Source organism: Sinorhizobium sp. P24N7, from assembly GCF_042436655.1.
Taxonomy (GTDB): Bacteria; Pseudomonadota; Alphaproteobacteria; order Rhizobiales; family Rhizobiaceae; genus Sinorhizobium; species Sinorhizobium meliloti_A.
On sequence record NZ_JBHMIW010000004.1, the window covers coordinates 1 to 18365 of the forward strand.

An 18365-nucleotide genomic window follows, 5' to 3' on the forward strand; every position below is an offset into this window, starting at 1 on the left:
ATTTTGCCGCGCAAAACTCGGATAACGCGGGGTGGAGCAGCCCGGTAGCTCGTCAGGCTCATAACCTGAAGGCCGCAGGTTCAAATCCTGCCCCCGCAACCAAAATTACCTGCGATCCCTAAGAGCCTCCTCATGGGACTTTTTTTGTTTCTGCTCCGTATCCAGCTCGCCGGTGCGTAGCTTCTCCAGATAATCGTGACGCGCCAAGGCCTCGAACTGCTTTTCCATGATCGTCGCCGCTTCCATCGCCGCGAGGATCGACGCGATGCGGCCGTGGACTTCGAGTGATGCCGGCTGGTGGCCCGGGGTCTTGCCGATCACCACTTTCTGGATGAACTGGCGCACGATGTTGATGAACGGCTGTTTCGTTTCCGCGCCCTCGCCAAGGCTTTGTTCGATGATCAGGCAATGGATGAGACGGCGGTCAGTGAAATCCTGAAAGACGTTGAGCCACTGCACGGAAGCGGACCTGATGCGGTCGTGACGCAGGCAACTCCAATCCTTCCTTAACCCTCGCCGCTTAGCTCGGCCGACCTTTCGCGTAGAAGGTCCGAGTAACAAACCTCATGAAGTGAAATGACCAAGCTAACAGCGACCACCTTTTCCGGCGAAGAAGCCGAAGCCCTCGCGGCCTATATGCGGCGGCTGATCGAAAGACGGTGTGGGCCACCCCGAACGGCAGGCCGCACCGAATGGGATGTCGTTGCCCGCATGACCGGGATCGATGCTCGATCGCTTGCTTTGCATCACCGCTTGATCGACCCCGGGCTACTGCCGCCGGGGGGAGGCGGCCCGTCACCCGATCAGAACTGGAAAACTCCGACCCGCGGCTTCAAAGTCCTTGGTATGATACCCTCTGATTTAAGGATTGCACGCGACTATCGGGCCTCGGCATTCAGGCATGCATGGGCGTGCGCCGGCGTGATCTCGCCCAGATCGGGCCGCGTCCGGCTGCAATGTTCCGTTGCGATTGGACAGCGGGGATGGAAATAGCATCCCGGGGGCGGGTTGAGCGGCGAGGGGATCTCGCCTTTGATCGGCATGAACGTACGTCGCCGCAGCGAAATCTTGGGCATGCCGTCGAGCAGCATGCGCGTATAGGGATGCATCGGGGCCGCGAAGAGCTGCTCGGTCTCGCCAAGCTCGACGACGCGGCCGAGATACATGACTGCGACGCGGTCGCAGAGATGGCGGATGACGCCGAGGTCGTGGCTGATGAAGATCATCGCCAGGCCGCTATCGCGCTTGATGTCCATCAGCAGGTTTATGATCTGCGCCTGCACGGAGACGTCGAGGGCGGCCACCGCCTCGTCGCAGATCAGCATCTGCGGCTTGACGGCGAGCGCCCGGGCAATGCCAACGCGCTGGCGCTGGCCGCCGGAAAACTGATGCGGATAGCGGTTGATGCTGTCGGCCGGCAGGCCGACGCGGGCGAGGATCCGGGTCACGTAGTCGCGCATCTCGGAGCGCGGCACCAGCCCGTGGAGCACCGCGGCCTCGCCGACGATATCGCCGACCCGCAGGCGCGGATTGAGCGAGGAGAGCGGGTCCTGGAAGACCATCTGGATCTTCAGCGCGTCGCGTTTGCGGGCGAGGAAGCTCTCATAGGGTTCGCCGCGGAAGCGCCGTTCGCCGGAGGAGACCGGCAGGATGCCGGCGATCATGCGCGCCAGCGTCGATTTCCCGCAGCCGGATTCGCCGACGACGCCGAGCGTCTCGCCGGCCTTCAGCGACAGCGAGACATTGTCGACGGCGCGGAGTATGGCGGGCGGATGGGTGTTGGTGAACCTGCCCGTCAGCCTCTGCAGGGCGCTTCGGCCCGCCGTGAAGCTGCGTGACAGATCCTTTGCCTCGAAAATGGTCTCGTTCAAGCCTTTAGTCCTCGAATGGGTGGTAGCACCAGATGCTGTGCGTGGCGGATGCCGCGGTTGCCGGCACCGGCTCGTCGCAGACCGCGGTCGCCCGCTCGCAGCGGCTCGCGAAGGGACAGCCCTTCCCGAGTGTAAGCAGCGAGGGCATGTTGCCGGGGATCTGCTTCAGCTTCTCGCCCGGAACGTTGCGCGAGGGCACGGAATCGAGAAGCCTGCGCGTATAGGGATGGCGGGCGCCTCCGATGATCTCCTCGGTCGTGCCGATTTCCATCATTGCCCCGGCATACATAACCATGATCCGGTCGGAGAGCTCGGAAAGCGTCGAAAGATCATGGGTGATCCAGATCATGCCGAGGCCGCGTTCGTCGATCTGCCGGCGGATATGATAGATGATCTGCGCCTGGATGGTGACGTCGAGCGCCGTCGTCGGCTCGTCGGCGATAATCATGTCAGGGTTCATCAAGAGCGCCGTGGCGATGACGACGCGCTGGCGCATGCCGCCGGACATCTCATGCGGATAGGCGTTCAGCCGCTCCTCCGGCGAGGGGATGCCGACGGCCTTCAGCGCATCGACGCAGCGGTCGTGCATCTCCGCGCGGGAGACGCTTTCGTGCTCGCCGATCGCCTCGTACATCTGGTCGCGCACCCGCATCAGGGGGTCCAGCGTCATCAGCGGGTTCTGGAAAACCATGGCGATCCTGCGGCCGCGATAAGCGCGCATCGCGTCGAAGGAGAGCGCCGTCAGTTCCTCGCCGTCGAGGGCGATCGAGCCGGAGACGACGCGGCCGGGCTCGTCGATCTGGCCCATGATCGACATGCCGGTCACCGACTTGCCCGAGCCGGATTCGCCGACGATGCCAAGCACCTCGCCGCGGCGAAGGTCGAAGGAAATGTCGCGCACCGACCTGATCACACCCTGGCGGGTGAAAAACCATGTATTGAGGCCGTTGACCTGAAAGAAGGGCTTCGTCATCCCCGGCTCCTCTAGCGGTCGAGCCGCGGGTTGTTGAGATCGCGTAGCCGGTCGCCGAGCAGGTTCATGGCGACGATCATCACCAGGAGCGCGACACCCGGATAGATGCTGATCCAGTACTTGTGCGAAAAGATGAACTCGTAGCCGCTGGCGATCAGCATGCCGAGCGACGGACGGGTCAGCGGCAGGCCGACGCCGAGGAAGCTCAGCGACGATTCCAGCGAGATGGCGGCGGCGATGTTCAGGGTGAAGAGTACGATGATCTGCGGCATGCAGTTCGGCAGCACATGGCGCAGCATGATGCGAGTCGGCGAAAGACGCAGGCATCGCGCCGCTTCGACATATTCCTTGCCGAGCTCGCTCATCGCGAAGGAGCGCGCCGTGCGGGCATAGTAGGACCATTGTACGATAACGATGGCGAGCACCACCTTGCTGACGCCGTTGCCGAGGATAGCGAGGATCGCGAGGCCGACGAGGAGCGCCGGCAGGCCGAGCATGAAATCGACGGCGCGCATGATGATGGCGTCCGTCACCCCGCCCCGCCAGGCCGACAGCAGGCCGAGCCCGGTACCGACCACCAGGGCGGTGCCCGCCGCCACGAGGCCGACGAAGACGCTGATGCGGATGCCGTATAGGGTTGCCGAGAGCATGTCGCGGCCGAAGCTGTCGGTGCCCAGGTGGAAGACGAAGCCGGTTTCCTGGTCCGTCGACTTGGCGACGGCGACAAACGTGAAATTCGCCGGAAGCGTGCCGCTGAGGCGGACCTTGCCGTCCTTGGGATCGGTGATGGTCCACCAGGGCTGGACGATGTGCTTCTTGGCGCCCTCGACGGTGACGCCGGCGGGCAGGTTGCGGATCTGCAGGCTGGCGAGCGGCGTTCCGGCCGGTTCCACGCCGACATCGAGACAGTTCTCGCCGCAGGAGGTGGGGGCGATCGTCTGGCGGGCCTGTGCCGCGGCGGCGGGCTGGACCGAGGTCGTGGCGCTTTCGACGCGGACGGTGGCGCGGACTTCCTCGCCGGACAGCACGCTTTTCGAACCGGCGGGCTTCAGCGCGTTTGAAAGCTGCAGCTTGGTCAGGTCGTAGGGGTCGGTCGGCGAGATCAGCGGCGCAAAGAGCGCGCAGAACACGAAGGCGAGACAGACGACAAGGCTGACGACGGCGGCGCGGCTTTCGGCGAAGCGGCCCGCGAAATCCTTGAAACCGGTGGTGCTCATGTGCGTTGCCCCAGGACGGATTTGACGCGCGGATCGATGGCCATGTGCAGGACGTCGACGACGAAGTTGATGGCGATGAAGAGCAGCGCCGTATAGGTGAGCTGCGCGACGATCAGCGGCCGGTCGAGGACCTTGATGGAATTGATGAGAAGTTTGCCGAGCCCCGGCCAGGAGAAGACCGTTTCGGTGATGACGCCATAGGCCAGCAGGTTGCCGAGCTCGATGCCGGTGACGGTTATCAGCGGCACAAGCGCGTTGCGCAGGATATGGCCGACGATCACCTTGCGGGTGCGCACGCCCTTGGCATAGGCGAACTTGACGAAGTCGAGGCGGGAGATCTCCATCGTCGCGGCGCGGGTGACGCGCATCAGCAACGACATCTTCAGGAGCGCCAGGCTGAAGGCCGGCATGACGATGTGCGACCAGCCGTCGAGTGTCCAGAGACTGCTGGTGATGCCGAGATGGGTGGCGACTTGGCCCCTGTCGCCGACCGGCAGGATCGGCAGCGCGATGCCGAAGGCGACGATCAGCAGCATGCCCTGCCAGAAGGTCGGAATGCTGACGCCGATCAGCGAGAAAGCCATGACGCCGCGACCGACCGGCGATTGCGGCCGCAACCCCGAATAAAGCCCGGCGGGCACGGAAATCGCGACGGCGATGAGGAAGGCGACCGCGCCGAGTTCCAGGCTCGCCGGCAGGCGCTGCAGGATGATGCTGATCGCCGGCTCCTTGTAGACGAAGGAGGCGCCCCAGTCGCCTTGCATGGCGTTGCCCAGGAAGACGAGATATTGCTGCCAGAGCGGCTTATCGAGGCCGAGCGCGGCGATCGCTGCCAGCCTGTCGGCCTCCGAGGCTTCCGAGGAGATCAGGATGTCGGCGGGATTGCCGATCATCCAGACCCCGACGAAGAGCACGACCGACAAGACGAGGACGACGATCACGCTTTGCAGCAGGCGTTGCAGCACGAAGGAGAGCATCAGCGGGCGGCCTTCAGATAGACGTTGATGTTGCGCTCTTCTGCTGTCGGGATCGCCTGCGTGATATCAGCGGCCAGCGATCCGAAATGCAGCGCATATTCGGCGCAGATGCCGCCGATATTGCCCTGTTCGAGACGGCTTTCGATATCGGACGCGAGGGCGGCGCCATCAGGAAGATGGGCAAGCTCTTGCAGGAACGGCGCCCTGCCGTCGGCGGCGGCGATCGCCGCGTCATGCACCAGTTCGTGTCCCTTGTGCTTGCCGAGCGTCCTGCCGAGCTGCATCATGGCATACTCGCCGAAGATCGCACCATGCGACAAGTCGAGATTGGCCCGCATTCGCTTGGTATCGACCTGGAGGTCGCGCACCAGAAGTTCGGTTCGCACGAGGATTTCGGAAATGGTGCCGACGACCTCGACCAGTCCGTCCTCGAACGTCTGGTTGGCGCTCCCGTCCGACTCGAAGGGCCGGTGCGCTGTCGCCATCAGCATGCCGGCGCAGGAATAGAGCCGGTTGCTGTTGGCGACGATGCCGTAGCAGAGGATCGGATTGATCTTCTGCGGCATGGTGGAGGAGCCGATGCTGCCGTCGATGCGGCCCTCATGCAGCTCGCCATATTCTTCCGACGTGCTCTGATAGACTTCCTCGGCGATCTTGTGGCAGACGGCGGCCGTCAGGCTGAGCGCATTGACATAATCGCACATATGCGTGCGGATCGCCCGCGAGGGGATAGCCATCTCGTCCATGCCGAGGAGGGCCGCGGCCCGTGACTGGACGGCGGGACCTTCCCGGCCGAGCGCCGAAAAGCAGCCGACGGCGCCGCCCGTCATGACGACGAAGGCCCGCTTTTCGGCTTCCTTCAGCCGCTCCGCCGCCTGCAGGAATTCCTCGATCCACACGGCGACCTTGAAGCCGAAGGTGATGGGCACGGCATGGCGGTAATGGGTGCGCCCCGCCATGACCGTATTGGCATGGTCGCGGGCATGGCGGCCGAGATGACGCAGGATATCGGCAAGCAGCCCGTCAAGCACCTTCTGGGCGCGCTTGGCGACCAGCAGCAGGCCGGTCTGGATGACGTTCTGCGTGGTGATGCCCCAATGGACATAGCCGCCATGCTCAGGCCCGCAGAGCCTCACGAGATCGTTGATGAGCGGCATCAGCGGGTGCCGGGTCGTGCGGTAGGCCTCTTCCAGCCGCCGCATGTCGAGACATTCGTAGCGGCAGTGATCGGCGATAACCTTGGCGGAGGCCGCCGGGATCATGCCGAGTTCGCCCTGGGCGAGCGCCACGGCCTTTTCGACATCAAGGAAGGCCTGGTAGAGCGCCGGCGCCGCGAAGGCATCCCGCAATCCCCGATAGTCGTATTGCGACGCGAGCACGTCGTTGAATTCAGTACCCATCTGGCTTTCAACTTTCGTGAGGAAAGGGCGAGGCGGAAGGGAACCGCCTCGCCAAGTCGCCGCGTTTATTCGGGGCGTGCGGTGTAGAAAATGTTCGTCAGATTGGCATTGGCGTCGAAATGCACGCCGTTGCGCACGCCCCAGACGCCGAACTCGTGATAGAGCGGCACCAAAGCCTCGTCCTTGCGCGCCTGGGCGACGGCGGCGCGGAGCAGTTCCTCGCGTTTGGCATCGTCGAGCATCGACTGTGCCTCTTCCAGGAATTTGTCGGTCTCCGGGCCGGAATAGCGGCCGCGATTGGCGCCGCCCCAGCCGCGGTCCGGGTTGCGGGTGCCGACGACATTGATCATCTGGCTGAGGCCTTCGCCCGTATCGGCGGCTGCACCGGCGAGATAGAGACTATACTCGTAGGCGCTCGCCTTGGTGAAGTAGATGCTGAGAGGGAAGGTCTCGAGCGTCACGTTGAGGCCTGCTTGCGACAGCATCGCCGTGACCGCCTGAGCCACCTGCGCGCCGTTGACGTAGCGATCGCTCGGTGCGCTCAGCGTCAGCGAAAAGCCGTTCGGATAACCGGCTTCGGCGAGTAGGCGCTTCGCCTCTTGCGGATCATAGGGGAAGGGCTCGATGGTCGGATTGTGGCCGAATATGCCGTCGACGACGATCTGGCTCGCCGGCTGCGCCATGCCGCCCATGATCGTCTCGGCGATCTCGTCGCGGTTGATGGCAAGGTTCAGCGCACGGCGCACGCGCGGATCAAGGAAGGGGTTCTTGCCATCGGTGCCGGAGACTTTCGGGGTCGGCTCCTGACCCTGGTCGGGCAGCAGGAAGATCAGGAGCGTCGACGGCATAAAGGAAAGATGCAGCTTGTCGGAGGACTGGATGCTGTCGATGCTGTTGATCGGAACGGCATTGATGACGTCCACCGAGCCGCCGAGCAGGGCTGCGATGCGGGCGCTGTTGTCGGGCAGGGATTTGACCAGAACGGAATCATAGGCGGCCGGCGTTCCGTAGTATTGCTCGTTCCGCTCCAGCGCGATGTCGACGTCCGGCGTGAATTTCTTGACCTTGTAGTGACCGATACCCGGCGAGAGGCCGCCGTTGTTGAATGCGGCCGTATCCAGCCAGTTGTCGTTGCCGCAGGTCGTGTCGTCATAGGTCAGCGTGCGGCCGGTCGGGTTTTCGACAATGCCGATATTGCTGAGGCTGCGCAGAAGATTCGGATCGGATTTCTTGGTGCTGATTTCGATCTTGCCGTCGCCCAGATCCTTGATGCCGGCGATCGTGGCGATGAAGCTCGAGAAGAGGCCGGGGCTGTTGGGAACGTTGCGCACCCGGCAGAGCGAATAGATCACATCGTCGGCTCCGAGCGGATTGCCGTCATCGAACTTGGCCTTCGGCTCGAGGGTGATGCTCCATTTCGTGTCGCCTTCGATGCGCCAGGATTGCGCCAGACGCGGCTCGACGCTGCCGCTGACGCCGTTGTTATAGACGAGCGCATCCGAGACGTTTTCGCGAAGATCGAAATTGTAGCCGGCGCGGTGGAAATGTGGATCGACCGAGGTCGCGATCGCGGCCAGCCCGACGCGCAGTTGTTCGGCAGAGGCCGGGACGGCGGCGAGCGTGGTGGCAGCTGCAAGCGCCGAAGCCAGGCTTGCCAGTGACAGACGTTTCATGGTTCTCCTCCCATTTTTCTGGAGGTGACCGTAGCGTCGCGCCACTTGGTAAAAAATCGATTTTATTTCCTCTCTATTGAGTTTTTCTCAACGAAAAGTTATGGGAAACAGAGGGGGCAAAGATGGCACAGAGACCTGGGCGCAGCCTGCCGCCGATGACCTCGCTGCCCGTTTTCGATGCGGTCGGGCGGCATATGAGTATCGCCAAGGCGGCGAACGAACTCTGTCTGACAGCCGGCGCTGTGAGCCGGCAGATCCAGAATCTCGAAGCCTTTCTGGGTTGCGAGCTTTTTGAGCGGGTGCATCGGCGCATCGCGTTTACGCCGGCCGGCGAAGTCTATTGGACGAAGATTCATGCCTCGCTCGATACGATCCGAGGTGTGACGCGCGATCTCGCCGTGGGTATCGAGCGACGGCCGCTCGTCATCGGTAGCCCGCGCGTCTTTTTACAGAAGTGCATCATGCCGGCGCTTGGCACGCTCTATGCCCGCAACCCCGATATTGTCGTGAAATTCGTTACCGGCGCACAGGACATCGATAGCGTCGACGGCACAATCCACGTCGGCGAGGCAATCGATCGCAAGGGCGTCCTCTGCGAAATTCTCGGCGATGCCGACCTGACGCCGGTCTGCAGCCCCTCTTACCTGCGTCGTGCGCCGAAGCTCGAAACCCCCGATGATCTCGAGCATCATACGCTTTTGCGCTCGGCCGAATTCACCCGCAACTGGGAACGCTGGCTCGGCCTCCGCTCGCCAAGGATCTTCGCCCATGCGCGCTTCATCGACATGGAGAGTTCCGGTCTCGAGCCGACGGCCGCCGTCGAAGGGCTGGGCATTGCCATTGTCCGCCAAAGGCTGGTGAAGCGGGAACTGGCGGAAGGCCAGCTTATCGCTCTGTTCGAGAAAAACATGGTGCATGAGCACTATTTCTTCATGTTCGCCGAGCCGAAGCTTCGATCCCACAGCTTCCGGTCCTTCCGCACTTGGCTCAGGGACGCGGTTGCGGAATAGAACCGCCGGTCGGATCCTTGCCGAAGTGCCCGTCCGGTCCCTGAACGACGGACCTTTACCAGATTGGCCCGGTTCGCTGCTTGAGACTGAGCAAGGCCTCGTTCAAGGCATGTATCGGCCCTCCGATTTCCTGTAGCAGATTTGATTCCCGCCTGAGGTGCCGCGACCAATGCGAAATGACAAGTCTCCGTGCAGTCAGGCCCCCGCAACCAAACATATACACGTACACACGAAAGGCCCGCATCAGCGGGCCTTTTTGCGTTTTGGGGGTTTCCCCAGCGTCAATGCGGCGGCCGTCCTCCAATGCGGATTCCGGTCCATCACCTCTGCAGCATCGCCATGGCGCTGTCGGCGTCGGTGATCATGATCGTCGGCAGCCTCGCCCGTGCCAGGGCCAGGAGAATGTCGTGCTTGTGCGAACCGCCCGAGGCGACGATGCGGCAGGGGATGCGGCGGTATTCGTCGAACTCGGGCGAGAGCACCTGACGGTTGAGCGGGTGATCGACGGGATTTCCTTCGGCGTCGATGTACCGGCCGAGGAGATCGCCGACCGCACCGAGGGCTATGAGGTCGCTCACCTTCGTCCCCTCCGGAAGGCCATAGCGCACCTGCAGGGAGTGCTGCGACATGTCGCCGGCGCTGAGATAGGATATGTCGACGTCGCATATCTGGCGGAAGGTCCTGCGGAACACCGACTGGGCAATCACGGCCTCGCGCGATTGCGGCGTTTCGGCATAGATCGGCGCGACGAAATAGTGGCATTGTGCCTTCAGCACCTCCGCGAAGCCGCGGACGATCTCGAAGGTGTTGATCTCCGAACCATGCGTCAGCCCGCCCATCATCGATCGGACATCGATCCGGGGCTCGTTGGCGGGCGTCATATGCTGCATCGTCTCGCGCAAGGTCGCGCCCCAGCCAACGCCAATGGAGTGTGGTTTCCGCGTCTGGATCAGGCGATCGAGATAGGCGGCGGCTCCGCGCCCGATGACGGCATGAACAAAGCGCGGATCGGCAGGGGTGGGCATGACCACGGCATCATCCAAGCCGAAACGGTCACGTAGCCGCGATTCCAGTTCGACACTCTCGACAAGGGGCGAACTGAAGCTGATCCGGACGACGCCCTGCTCCAGCGCCGCGGCAAGAAGCTCGTTCACCCTCCGGCGTGTGAGATTCATGCGCTCGCCGATCTGGGCCTGCGTCAGTCCTTCCACATGGTAGAGCCAAGCGGCCTTGGCCATCAGTTTCTGCTGCCCCATGCACCCCCCTGCAACGTTGCGCGTCTGCTCAGACCGCATGTCATCCTTAATCGGGCAAGGTGACATGGAGAAGAGTTACATACGTCACATCAGTGTTACACATGTGAACTAAACGGCTTCTGACGAATTCAGTTGGACGCCTTACTCCCCATGACTGCAGCTTCATTCCCTGTCGCTTTGCACCGCGCGTCGACCGGCTGCGCGAATGCGGAGGCGATGCCTCCGAAGGAGCTGAGGTGCCTCACAGTTCGCCGTCGAGCCCCTGTCACGAAAGTTTCACCCAAACATCAGGAAGACGACGTCTGGCGGAACTAGACCCGACGCTGAACGGCATCCGCGCGGGTGCTCGATTCCATCCAAAAGGAGAGTCTCATGCTTTCAATCAATCGGCGAGCCGCGCTCGGCCTCATGGGCGCAACTGCGGGCAGCTTGATCTTGCCGCGCTTCGCGTTCAGCCAAGGCAAGCGCCCGTCCGTCACCATCGCGGTGCAGAAGATCACCATCAACAATACGCTCGACGTCTGGAACGAGCAGTCGAATGTCGGTGAGCGCGTGTTCTTCCCGAACCTTTGGGAGGGCCTGATCCTGCGCGACTGGATGGGCAATCAGGGTCCGGTCCCCGGCCTTGCGACGGAATGGAAGCGTATCGACGACAAGACTCTCGAGCTGAAGCTGCGCCAGGGTGTGAAATTCCACAATGGCGACGAACTCACGGCCGACGACGTCGTGTTCAGCTTCTCCGCGCAGCGCGTGTTCGGGGACACTCAGCCCGCAGGCGGCAAGACCGTTTTCGAGGATGAGCACAAGCCGGCAACCGCCAAGGAGCTGCCGGCAGTCGTGCCGGGCACCGGGCGGCGCCTGTGGCCGGCGCTTGCCGGCGTCGAGGCCGTCGACAAATATACCGTTCGCTTCCACAACGCGACGCCGGACGTCACCATCGAGGGCCGCCTTTATGCCTTCGGCAGCCAGATTGCCAACCGTCGCGCCTGGGACGAGGCGGCGACCTATATGGACTGGGCACGCAAGCCGATCACCACCGGCCCTTATATGGTCGGCGAACATAAGCCGGACGTTTCCTTGACGCTCGTTGCCTTCGAGGACTACTGGGGCGGCCGCCCCCCGCTGGAGCAGATCCGCTTCGTCGAGGTTCCGGAGGTTTCATCCCGCGTCAACGGCCTGCTCTCCGGCGAATACGACTTCGCCTGCGACCTGCCGCCGGACCAGATCGCCGCGGTTCAGGCCGCACCCGGATATGAGGTCCAGGGCTCGACGATCCACAACCACCGCATTTCCGTCTTCAATGTCCAGAACCCGACCCTTCAGGACCCGCTCGTCCGCCGGGCGATGACCCATTCGATCGACCGCCAGGCGATCGTCGATGCGCTCTGGTCCGGTCAGACGACCGTGCCGGCCGGCCTGCAGTTCCCCTTCTACGGTGACATGTTCGTCGAAGGCTGGGCGGTTCCGGAGTATAATCCGCAACTCGCCAAGGACCTCCTGAAGCAGGCCAATTACAAGGGCGATGCGATCCCGTTCCGGCTTCTCAACAACTACTACACGAACCAGACTGCGAACGGCCAGATCATGGTCGAGATGTGGAAGCAGGTCGGCCTCAATGTCGAAATCCAGATGAAGGAAAACTGGGGCCAAATCCATGACCCGTCCGGCACGAAGGGCGTGCGCGACTGGTCGGCCGGCGCCTCCTTCAGCGATCCGGTCTCCTCGATCGTCGCCCAGTTCGGCCCCAACGGCGAGGTTCAGCAGAAGAAGGACTGGGCAAATGCCGAGGCCAACCAGATGGCCCAGATCCTCGAAACGGAAACCGATCATGCGAAACGCAAGAAGGCATTCGCCCGCATGCTCGAGATCTGCGAGCGGGAGGACCCGGTCTATCAGGTGCTTCACCAGAACGCGGTCTTCACCGGCATGAAGTCTTCGTTGAAGTGGAAGGCGGCGCCCGCCTTCGCCATGGACTTCCGCGCCGCCAACTGGGCGAGCTGAATTCGATCCAGCCGTGTTCCGGCAGCCCGGCGGCTGCCGGAATTCCTTGAGGACCGAGCGGCGATGCCGCGGTCGAAACACCGGGAATGACAAATGGGCGCTGCCAAGCCGGATCTCGTAGCGTTGCGGGACCTGAAGGTCGCTTTCGATGGCGTTCAGGTTCTGCATGGCATCGATCTCAATGTTGCCAAAGGAGAGGCTGTCGGCCTCGTCGGCGAGTCGGGATGCGGCAAGTCCGTGACCTGGCTCGCGGCTCTCGGGCTGCTTCCGGGCAAGGCGGCGGTCACGGGTTCTGTCCGGATCGACGGCCGGGAACTGTGCGGGGCACCCCGCGCGACTCTCGAGGAGGTCCGCGGCGGGCGGATAGCAATGATTTTCCAGGACCCTTCGAGCTCTCTCAATCCCGTATTGCGCATCGGCCGCCAGATTGCCGAGGCGCTTTACATTCACCGCGGTCTTCGCGGGGATGCGGCGCGCCTCGAGGCCCTGCGGCTGATGGACATGGTCGGCATTCCCGATGCGGCGCGACGCTTCGACCTCTATCCGCACGAATTTTCCGGTGGGCAGTGCCAGCGCCTGATGATCGCGATGGCGCTCGCGGGCCAGCCGGACCTGCTGATTGCGGACGAGCCGACCACGGCGCTCGACGCGACCATCCAGGCGCAGATCCTCGATCTTCTGAACACGATTCGGGCCGAGACCGGCATGGCGCTGGTCTTCATCAGCCATGATCTGGGCGCGGTCTCGCAGGTCTGCGATCGCGTATGCGTCATGTATGCCGGCCGGATCGTGGAAGAGGGAAGCGTGGCGCAACTCTTCTCGGAGCCGCGGCATCCCTATACGCGGGGACTGTTCGATGCCATTCCGCGCATCGACGGGCCGCGCGATCGGCTGATCCCTATCCGGGGGACTGTACCGAACCCGAAACATCTGCCTGCGGGCTGTTCCTTCTCGCCCCGCTGCCCCCGCGCCGTCGACGCCTGCGGGAGCGATTACCCGCATCTCGAGCCCCAAGGCGACGGGCGCCGCCTTGCCTGCATGCGCCCCGTACCGACGGTCACGCGCGGCGACGCCGAGAGAAGAATTCCCGAAGGGCTGATGTCGTGACTGCGCTCATCGAAGCGGACGAACTCGTGCGCATCTACGAGGTCCGGCGCGGGCTCTTCGGCCGCCCAAGCCCCGTGCGCGCCGTCGACGGGATTTCGCTCGCGGTCATGCCCGGCGAGACGCTCGGAATCGTCGGCGAATCGGGGTCCGGCAAATCGACATTGGGGCGGATGCTTCTGGGGCTCGACCCGGCGCAGGCCGGCGAGGTGCGCTTCGCGGGAAGCCCTATGCCGAAATACGGCACCGCCGCGTGGCGGGCGCTTCGTGCCAAGATGCAACTCGTCTACCAGGATCCGCTTGCGGCACTCGACCGGCGCCTGACGATTGCCGCGCAAATCGGCGAGCCGCTCGATATTCACGGGCTCGTCCCGAAAGAACACCAGGCCGCCCGCATTGCCGAGCTGATGGCGGCTGTCGGGCTTCGCCCCGACCAGGCCGGGCGCTTCCCGCACGAGCTTTCCGGCGGCCAGCGGCAGCGAGCCGTCATCGCCCGCGCCCTTGCTTCGCGGCCGAAGCTCCTGGTCTGCGACGAGCCCGTCTCCGCCCTCGACGTTTCGATCCAGGCGCAGGTCGTCAATATGCTGCGCGACCTCCAGGAAAAGAACGGCATCGCCATGATCTTCATTAGCCACGATCTGAAGGTCGTACGCAACGTCGCCGATCGCGTCGCGGTCATGTATCTCGGCCGGATCGTGGAGGAGGCTTCTTCCGACGTGATCTTCCGGTCGCCGCAGCATCCCTATACGAAGGCGCTGGTTTCGAGCGTCCCGGTCCCGGGCAAGCCGCTCGAAGGCCGGGTGATCCTGCAGGGCGAGCCGCCGAACCCGGCCAATCGTCCCTCGGGCTGCGCCTTCCATCCCCGCTGTCCCGTTGCGCGCGACATTTGCCGCACGAGCGTGCCTGCGCTTCTCCGGACCGGCAACGGCCGGACGGCCGCCTGTCATGCCGTGGCGGGCGAAACCGCCTCGGTCGAGACCATGAGGAGACGGGCATGATCCGCTTCGTTCTCGTGCGTCTGATGCGCGCCGTGATTACCATCCTGGCCGTGGTGACCTTCGCTTTCGTCGTGCTGCGCATGTCGGGCGATCCGGCCCAGGTGATGCTCGGTCCCGATGTGCCTCAGGACGCCGTCGATGCGTTCCGCAAAGCCTGGGGCCTCGACCAGCCGATCTGGATACAATACCTCGCCTATATCAAGTCGATCTTCACCGGAGATTTCGGCGTGTCCATGCGCGACAAGGCCTCGGCGCTCCACCTCGTCCTGGAGCGGGTGCCCGCGACGCTGCAATTGACGCTTCCGGCGCTGATCCTGAAGCTGATGATCGGTATCCCCGCCGGCGTCTATGCCGCGCTCCACCGCCAGAGCTTCGCCGATCGCGGCGTGATCACGCTGGCGATCATCGGCTTTACCGTTCCGTCCTTCGTCATGGGCCTCGTGCTCGTACTGATCTTTTCGGTTCTTCTCGGCATGCTGCCCTCCGGGGGCCAGGATACCTGGATGCATGGAATTCTGCCGACGATCACGATGAGCATCGGCGGGATCGGCATTCTTGCCCGTTTCTCGCGCAGCGCCATGATCGAGGTGCTTGGGCAGCCCTATATCCGCACGGCCTCGGCGAAGGGGCTGAAATGGCGCGACGTCATCTGGAGCCATGCGCTTCCCAACGCCGCAGTCCCGATCGTCACCATCGTCGGCTTCATGGTCGGCTCTCTGATCGCCGGCGCGGTGGTGGTGGAGTCGATCTTCTCCTGGCCCGGTATCGGGCGGCTGCTGATCGTCTCGGTCAGCAACCGCGACCTCGCCGTCGTTCAGTGCATCCTGCTGATCATCGCTGCAGCAATGGTGATGTCGAACCTCGTCGTCGACCTGCTCTATGGCTGGCTCGACCCGCGGCTGCGTTCGCATGCCGGGCATTAGATCCAAGGAGATGCGCTATGGCTTCCATTGATCTGGCAGAGAGATCGCCTCTTGCGGGATGGCTACGAGGCTCCCTTTCCTTCCTTCGCCGCAAGGTGCCGCTTTCGGTGGCCTTCGGCTTCCTCTGGCTCGCAGCGATGATCGTCATCGCGCTTTTTGCCGGCTATCTGCGCCCCTATGACATCACGGCGATGGATCTGACGAGCCGGCTGTCGGCGCCCGGAACGCTCAAGCACTGGCTCGGCACCGACGAGCTCGGCCGGGACGTGCTGTCGCGGCTGATCCAGTCGATCCGCGTCTCGCTGATCATCGCCTTCGGTGCGACGCTGCTTTCGGCGGTCTTCGGCACGGCGCTCGGTTTCGCGGCAGCGCGGTTCCGGGGCCTGACCGAGCATCTGGTCCTCGCGCTTGCCGATTTCCAGGCGGCCCTGCCATTTCTCATCATGTCGCTGGCGGTGCTGGCCTTCTTCGGCTCCTCCATGGTGCTGCTCGTCTGTCTCATGGGCTTCTACGGCTGGGAACGCTACGCGCGCATCGCCCGCGGCCTTGCGATCTCGGCCGGGGCGCAGGGCTATGCTGCCGCGGTGGTCCAACTCGGCGCCACCCCGGCGCGGGTCTATCTCCGCCATATCCTGCCCAATGTCGCATCGACGCTGATCGTGTCGATGACGCTGACGTTTCCGGAGATCATCCTGATGGAAAGCGGGTTGTCATTCCTCGGTCTCGGCGTGCAGCCGCCGGAAACGAGCCTCGGCAACATGGTCGGCTTCGGGCGCGAATATCTGACCCGCGCTCCCTGGATCATGCTCGCTCCGGCTGCCGTCATCATGCTCACGACCCTTTCCATCTCGCTTGTCGGCGACTGGCTTCGCGACAAGCTCGATCCCACCGTGCGTTAAGGACCAATCCCATGACCAAAATCATCGGTCACCGCGGCGCCCGCAATCTCTGGCCGGAAAACTCGCTGACGGGTTTCCGCAATGCGCTGCGGCTCGGCGTCGATGCCATCGAGTTCGACGTGCACCTGACCGATTCAGAAGAGCTGGTCGTCATCCACGACGCCACGCTGGACAGGACGGTACACGCGACCGGGCCGGTGCGCCGGATGACACCGGCGGTGCGGCTCGCGACGCCGTTGCGCGATACGGACGAGAGTATCCCGACCTTGAGTGACGTGCTGGGCATATTTGCAGCCAGGGACGGACTTCACTTGCATGTCGAGATCAAGTCCGACGAAACGGGAACGCCTTACCCTGGCATCGCCGCCCGAGTAGCGCAGGAGCTGCGGCGCTTCGGAGTCGACCACCGCTCCCATCTCACGTCTTTCGACAGATCGGTCCTCGAGGATTGCCGCCTCCATGCGCCGCATGTCGCGCGGCTCGTCTCCGTCAATGCCGACTGGGCGGCGCGGCAAGGCGGTCTCGCCGCCTTTCTCGCGGCCGCCGACGACCTCGTGGATATCGTAGCGATCCACCACGAATTGATGGCGGACGAATGGGAACTCATCCGTGGCTCGGTGCCTGTGGAGCGGCTTTGCGTGTGGACCGTCAACGAGGAAGCGGGCGTCCGCCGCTGGCTCGAAAGGGGAATCGGGCATCTGACCTCGGACAGTCCCGACCTGGCGCTCGCTCTACGTGACGCCGAAGTCGCATCGATGCGCTTAGAGGAAAAAGTGTAGCGGTTTCCGACAGCGTGTATTTTCCAGTCCGGTCGCAGCCGGTCATCTCAATGGGGACAGTCAATGAGCAATATCATCGCAACCGGCTTCAGTTCGGGTTCCGTCGACGGCGAACTGGAGAGCCTCGAGGCCGACCTGCGCCGACTGGGGGAGCTCGGCGTCGACACGGTCGAGCTTGGCCTGACCAGCATCGACCTCATCGCCGGCGGAAGATTGATCAAGGAGCGCGTGGAGCGGCTTGTGGCGCTGACCCGCCGGTTTCCCTTTCGCTACACGGTTCACGGTCTCGTTTCCTCGAACTTCATGGATCCGGCAACGGCGGGCTATCAGCTGGAGGCGGCAAAGGCCCTGGTCGAGATCTGCGATCGCATCGGCGCCGGCATCATCGTCCAGCACGGCGGTCACCTGCGTGCCGAGCAGCTTTTCGAGCGGGCGGAGGCAGACCGGCGCGAGCGTGACGCTTTGTTCGAGCTCGCGGAATTCGCAGGGCCCTACGGCGTGCGCATAGCGCTCGAAAATATCTTTTCGACGGCACCGGGACAGTATCGCCAGACACCGGCCGAGATCGCCGAGACGGTGAGGGCCGTCGACCATTCCAATCTGGTGGCGCTGATCGATTTCAGTCATGCCTATATCGAGTCCACCTATCGCGGTTTGAATTTTCGCGATCAGATCCGCGCCATGGCGCCCGTTGCCGGTCATCTCCACGTCCACGATTCCTTCGGCCGCCCGCAGGCCTTTTACCAGGCGTTCTATCCGCAGGAGGCGACGGCACTCGGCATCGGCGACCTGCATATGCCGCTCGGCTGGGGCGACATCGACTGGGAGGAAATTTTCCGTGAACTGACTTTCCTCCCGGAGACCGTGTTGATGATGGAGATCGGGCCGCGCTATCGCAACGAACAGGCCGAATGCCTGAAACGTGCGCAAGGGCTGATGCAGTCCAATGGCGGCCGTACCGCAACGGCCGCCGAGTGATCCCTATGTGAAGTGCTCGTCACATGCGAGGCGGGGCTCGGGCGGAAGCCGCCCCCCGCCTTCCGCGTCCACTCCTTGGCGCGCTTTCGAGACAGTGTGTAGAGCCTGGCTCCACTCCGTCGCTCTCAACACCGCCTTATCCTTCGCGCTCCGGCGGAGTCCATCACCGATTCGCATCGTCTCATCATTTCGTTTCATGGACCCGTGCGCCATGCGGCCTTGACACCGCGTCAGTAGGATTTACTAATTCAGTTGTCAGACATCTTATAACTGGGAGCACGCTGCATGTTCCGCAGATCATGCAGC

The 18365-nt window shown here is 63.4% G+C and carries 16 protein-coding genes and 1 tRNA gene; 9 read left to right on the plus strand and 8 right to left on the minus strand.

Annotated features, from left to right (window positions below; genetic code table 11):
* Nucleotides 1–25: 25 nt before the first annotated feature.
* A tRNA-Met gene (locus ACFHWW_RS07535) sits at nt 26–102 on the plus strand.
* Between the two features lie 3 nt (nt 103–105).
* Here ACFHWW_RS07535 and ACFHWW_RS07540 read toward each other — a convergent pair.
* The 7 genes from ACFHWW_RS07540 to ACFHWW_RS07570 form a co-directional block, all read right to left on the minus strand.
* The gene (locus ACFHWW_RS07540) at nt 106–459 is read right to left on the minus strand and encodes a hypothetical protein (RefSeq protein WP_379937890.1); all 354 of its coding nucleotides are present in this window, start codon (nt 457–459) and stop codon (nt 106–108) included.
* Between the two features lie 419 nt (nt 460–878).
* Nucleotides 879–1871, minus strand: coding sequence for an ABC transporter ATP-binding protein (locus ACFHWW_RS07545; RefSeq protein WP_379937891.1), 993 nt, complete (start codon nt 1869–1871; stop codon nt 879–881).
* 4 nt (nt 1872–1875) lie between these two features.
* The gene (locus ACFHWW_RS07550; protein ID WP_379937892.1) at nt 1876–2844 is read right to left on the minus strand and encodes an ABC transporter ATP-binding protein; all 969 of its coding nucleotides are present in this window, start codon (nt 2842–2844) and stop codon (nt 1876–1878) included.
* Between the two features lie 11 nt (nt 2845–2855).
* On the minus strand, nt 2856–4061 hold the full coding sequence (locus ACFHWW_RS07555) for an ABC transporter permease (protein WP_275597262.1): 1206 nt from the start codon (nt 4059–4061) through the stop codon (nt 2856–2858).
* On the minus strand, nt 4058–5038 hold the full coding sequence (locus tag ACFHWW_RS07560; RefSeq protein ID WP_275597263.1) for an ABC transporter permease: 981 nt from the start codon (nt 5036–5038) through the stop codon (nt 4058–4060). Before ACFHWW_RS07560 ends, ACFHWW_RS07555 begins: the two co-directional genes overlap by 4 nt.
* Nucleotides 5038–6438, minus strand: coding sequence for an adenylosuccinate lyase family protein (locus ACFHWW_RS07565; RefSeq protein WP_379937893.1), 1401 nt, complete (start codon nt 6436–6438; stop codon nt 5038–5040). The genes ACFHWW_RS07560 and ACFHWW_RS07565 overlap by 1 nt, the downstream gene beginning before the upstream one ends.
* Before the next feature lie 65 nt (nt 6439–6503).
* On the minus strand, nt 6504–8111 hold the full coding sequence (locus ACFHWW_RS07570; RefSeq protein WP_275597265.1) for an ABC transporter substrate-binding protein: 1608 nt from the start codon (nt 8109–8111) through the stop codon (nt 6504–6506).
* Nucleotides 8112–8233: 122 nt separating this feature from the next.
* On the opposite strand from ACFHWW_RS07570, the gene ACFHWW_RS07575 reads away from it, so the two are divergent.
* The gene (locus ACFHWW_RS07575) at nt 8234–9121 is read left to right on the plus strand and encodes a LysR substrate-binding domain-containing protein (protein ID WP_275597266.1); all 888 of its coding nucleotides are present in this window, start codon (nt 8234–8236) and stop codon (nt 9119–9121) included.
* Nucleotides 9122–9441: 320 nt separating this feature from the next.
* Here the strand turns inward: ACFHWW_RS07575 and ACFHWW_RS07580 are convergent, their stop codons facing one another.
* Nucleotides 9442–10377: a sugar-binding transcriptional regulator gene (locus ACFHWW_RS07580; protein ID WP_324762422.1), complete on the minus strand. Its 936-nt coding sequence runs from the start codon at nt 10375–10377 to the stop codon at nt 9442–9444.
* 372 nt (nt 10378–10749) lie between these two features.
* Here ACFHWW_RS07580 and ACFHWW_RS07585 point away from each other — a divergent pair, with 372 nt between their 5' ends.
* The 7 genes from ACFHWW_RS07585 (at nt 10750) to ACFHWW_RS07615 (ending at nt 18059) form a co-directional block, all read left to right on the plus strand.
* Nucleotides 10750–12378: an ABC transporter substrate-binding protein gene (locus tag ACFHWW_RS07585; protein WP_379937894.1), complete on the plus strand. Its 1629-nt coding sequence runs from the start codon at nt 10750–10752 to the stop codon at nt 12376–12378.
* Nucleotides 12379–12471: 93 nt separating this feature from the next.
* Entirely contained in the window at nt 12472–13485 is a 1014-nt protein-coding gene (locus ACFHWW_RS07590; RefSeq protein ID WP_379937895.1) for an ABC transporter ATP-binding protein, read from the plus strand.
* On the plus strand, nt 13482–14480 hold the full coding sequence (locus ACFHWW_RS07595) for an ABC transporter ATP-binding protein (RefSeq protein WP_379937896.1): 999 nt from the start codon (nt 13482–13484) through the stop codon (nt 14478–14480). The genes ACFHWW_RS07590 and ACFHWW_RS07595 overlap by 4 nt, the downstream gene beginning before the upstream one ends.
* Entirely contained in the window at nt 14477–15403 is a 927-nt protein-coding gene (locus ACFHWW_RS07600; RefSeq protein WP_018099332.1) for an ABC transporter permease, read from the plus strand. The genes ACFHWW_RS07595 and ACFHWW_RS07600 overlap by 4 nt, the downstream gene beginning before the upstream one ends.
* 17 nt (nt 15404–15420) lie before the next feature.
* Nucleotides 15421–16302, plus strand: a complete 882-nt coding sequence (locus ACFHWW_RS07605) for an ABC transporter permease (RefSeq protein WP_379937897.1) — start codon at nt 15421–15423, stop codon at nt 16300–16302.
* Nucleotides 16303–16313: 11 nt separating this feature from the next.
* Nucleotides 16314–17081: a glycerophosphodiester phosphodiesterase family protein gene (locus tag ACFHWW_RS07610; protein ID WP_379937898.1), complete on the plus strand. Its 768-nt coding sequence runs from the start codon at nt 16314–16316 to the stop codon at nt 17079–17081.
* A 63-nt stretch (nt 17082–17144) separates the two neighbouring features.
* Complete coding sequence (locus ACFHWW_RS07615) at nt 17145–18059, plus strand: TIM barrel protein (RefSeq protein ID WP_379937899.1); 915 nt, start codon at nt 17145–17147, stop codon at nt 18057–18059.
* Nucleotides 18060–18365: the final 306 nt, after the last annotated feature.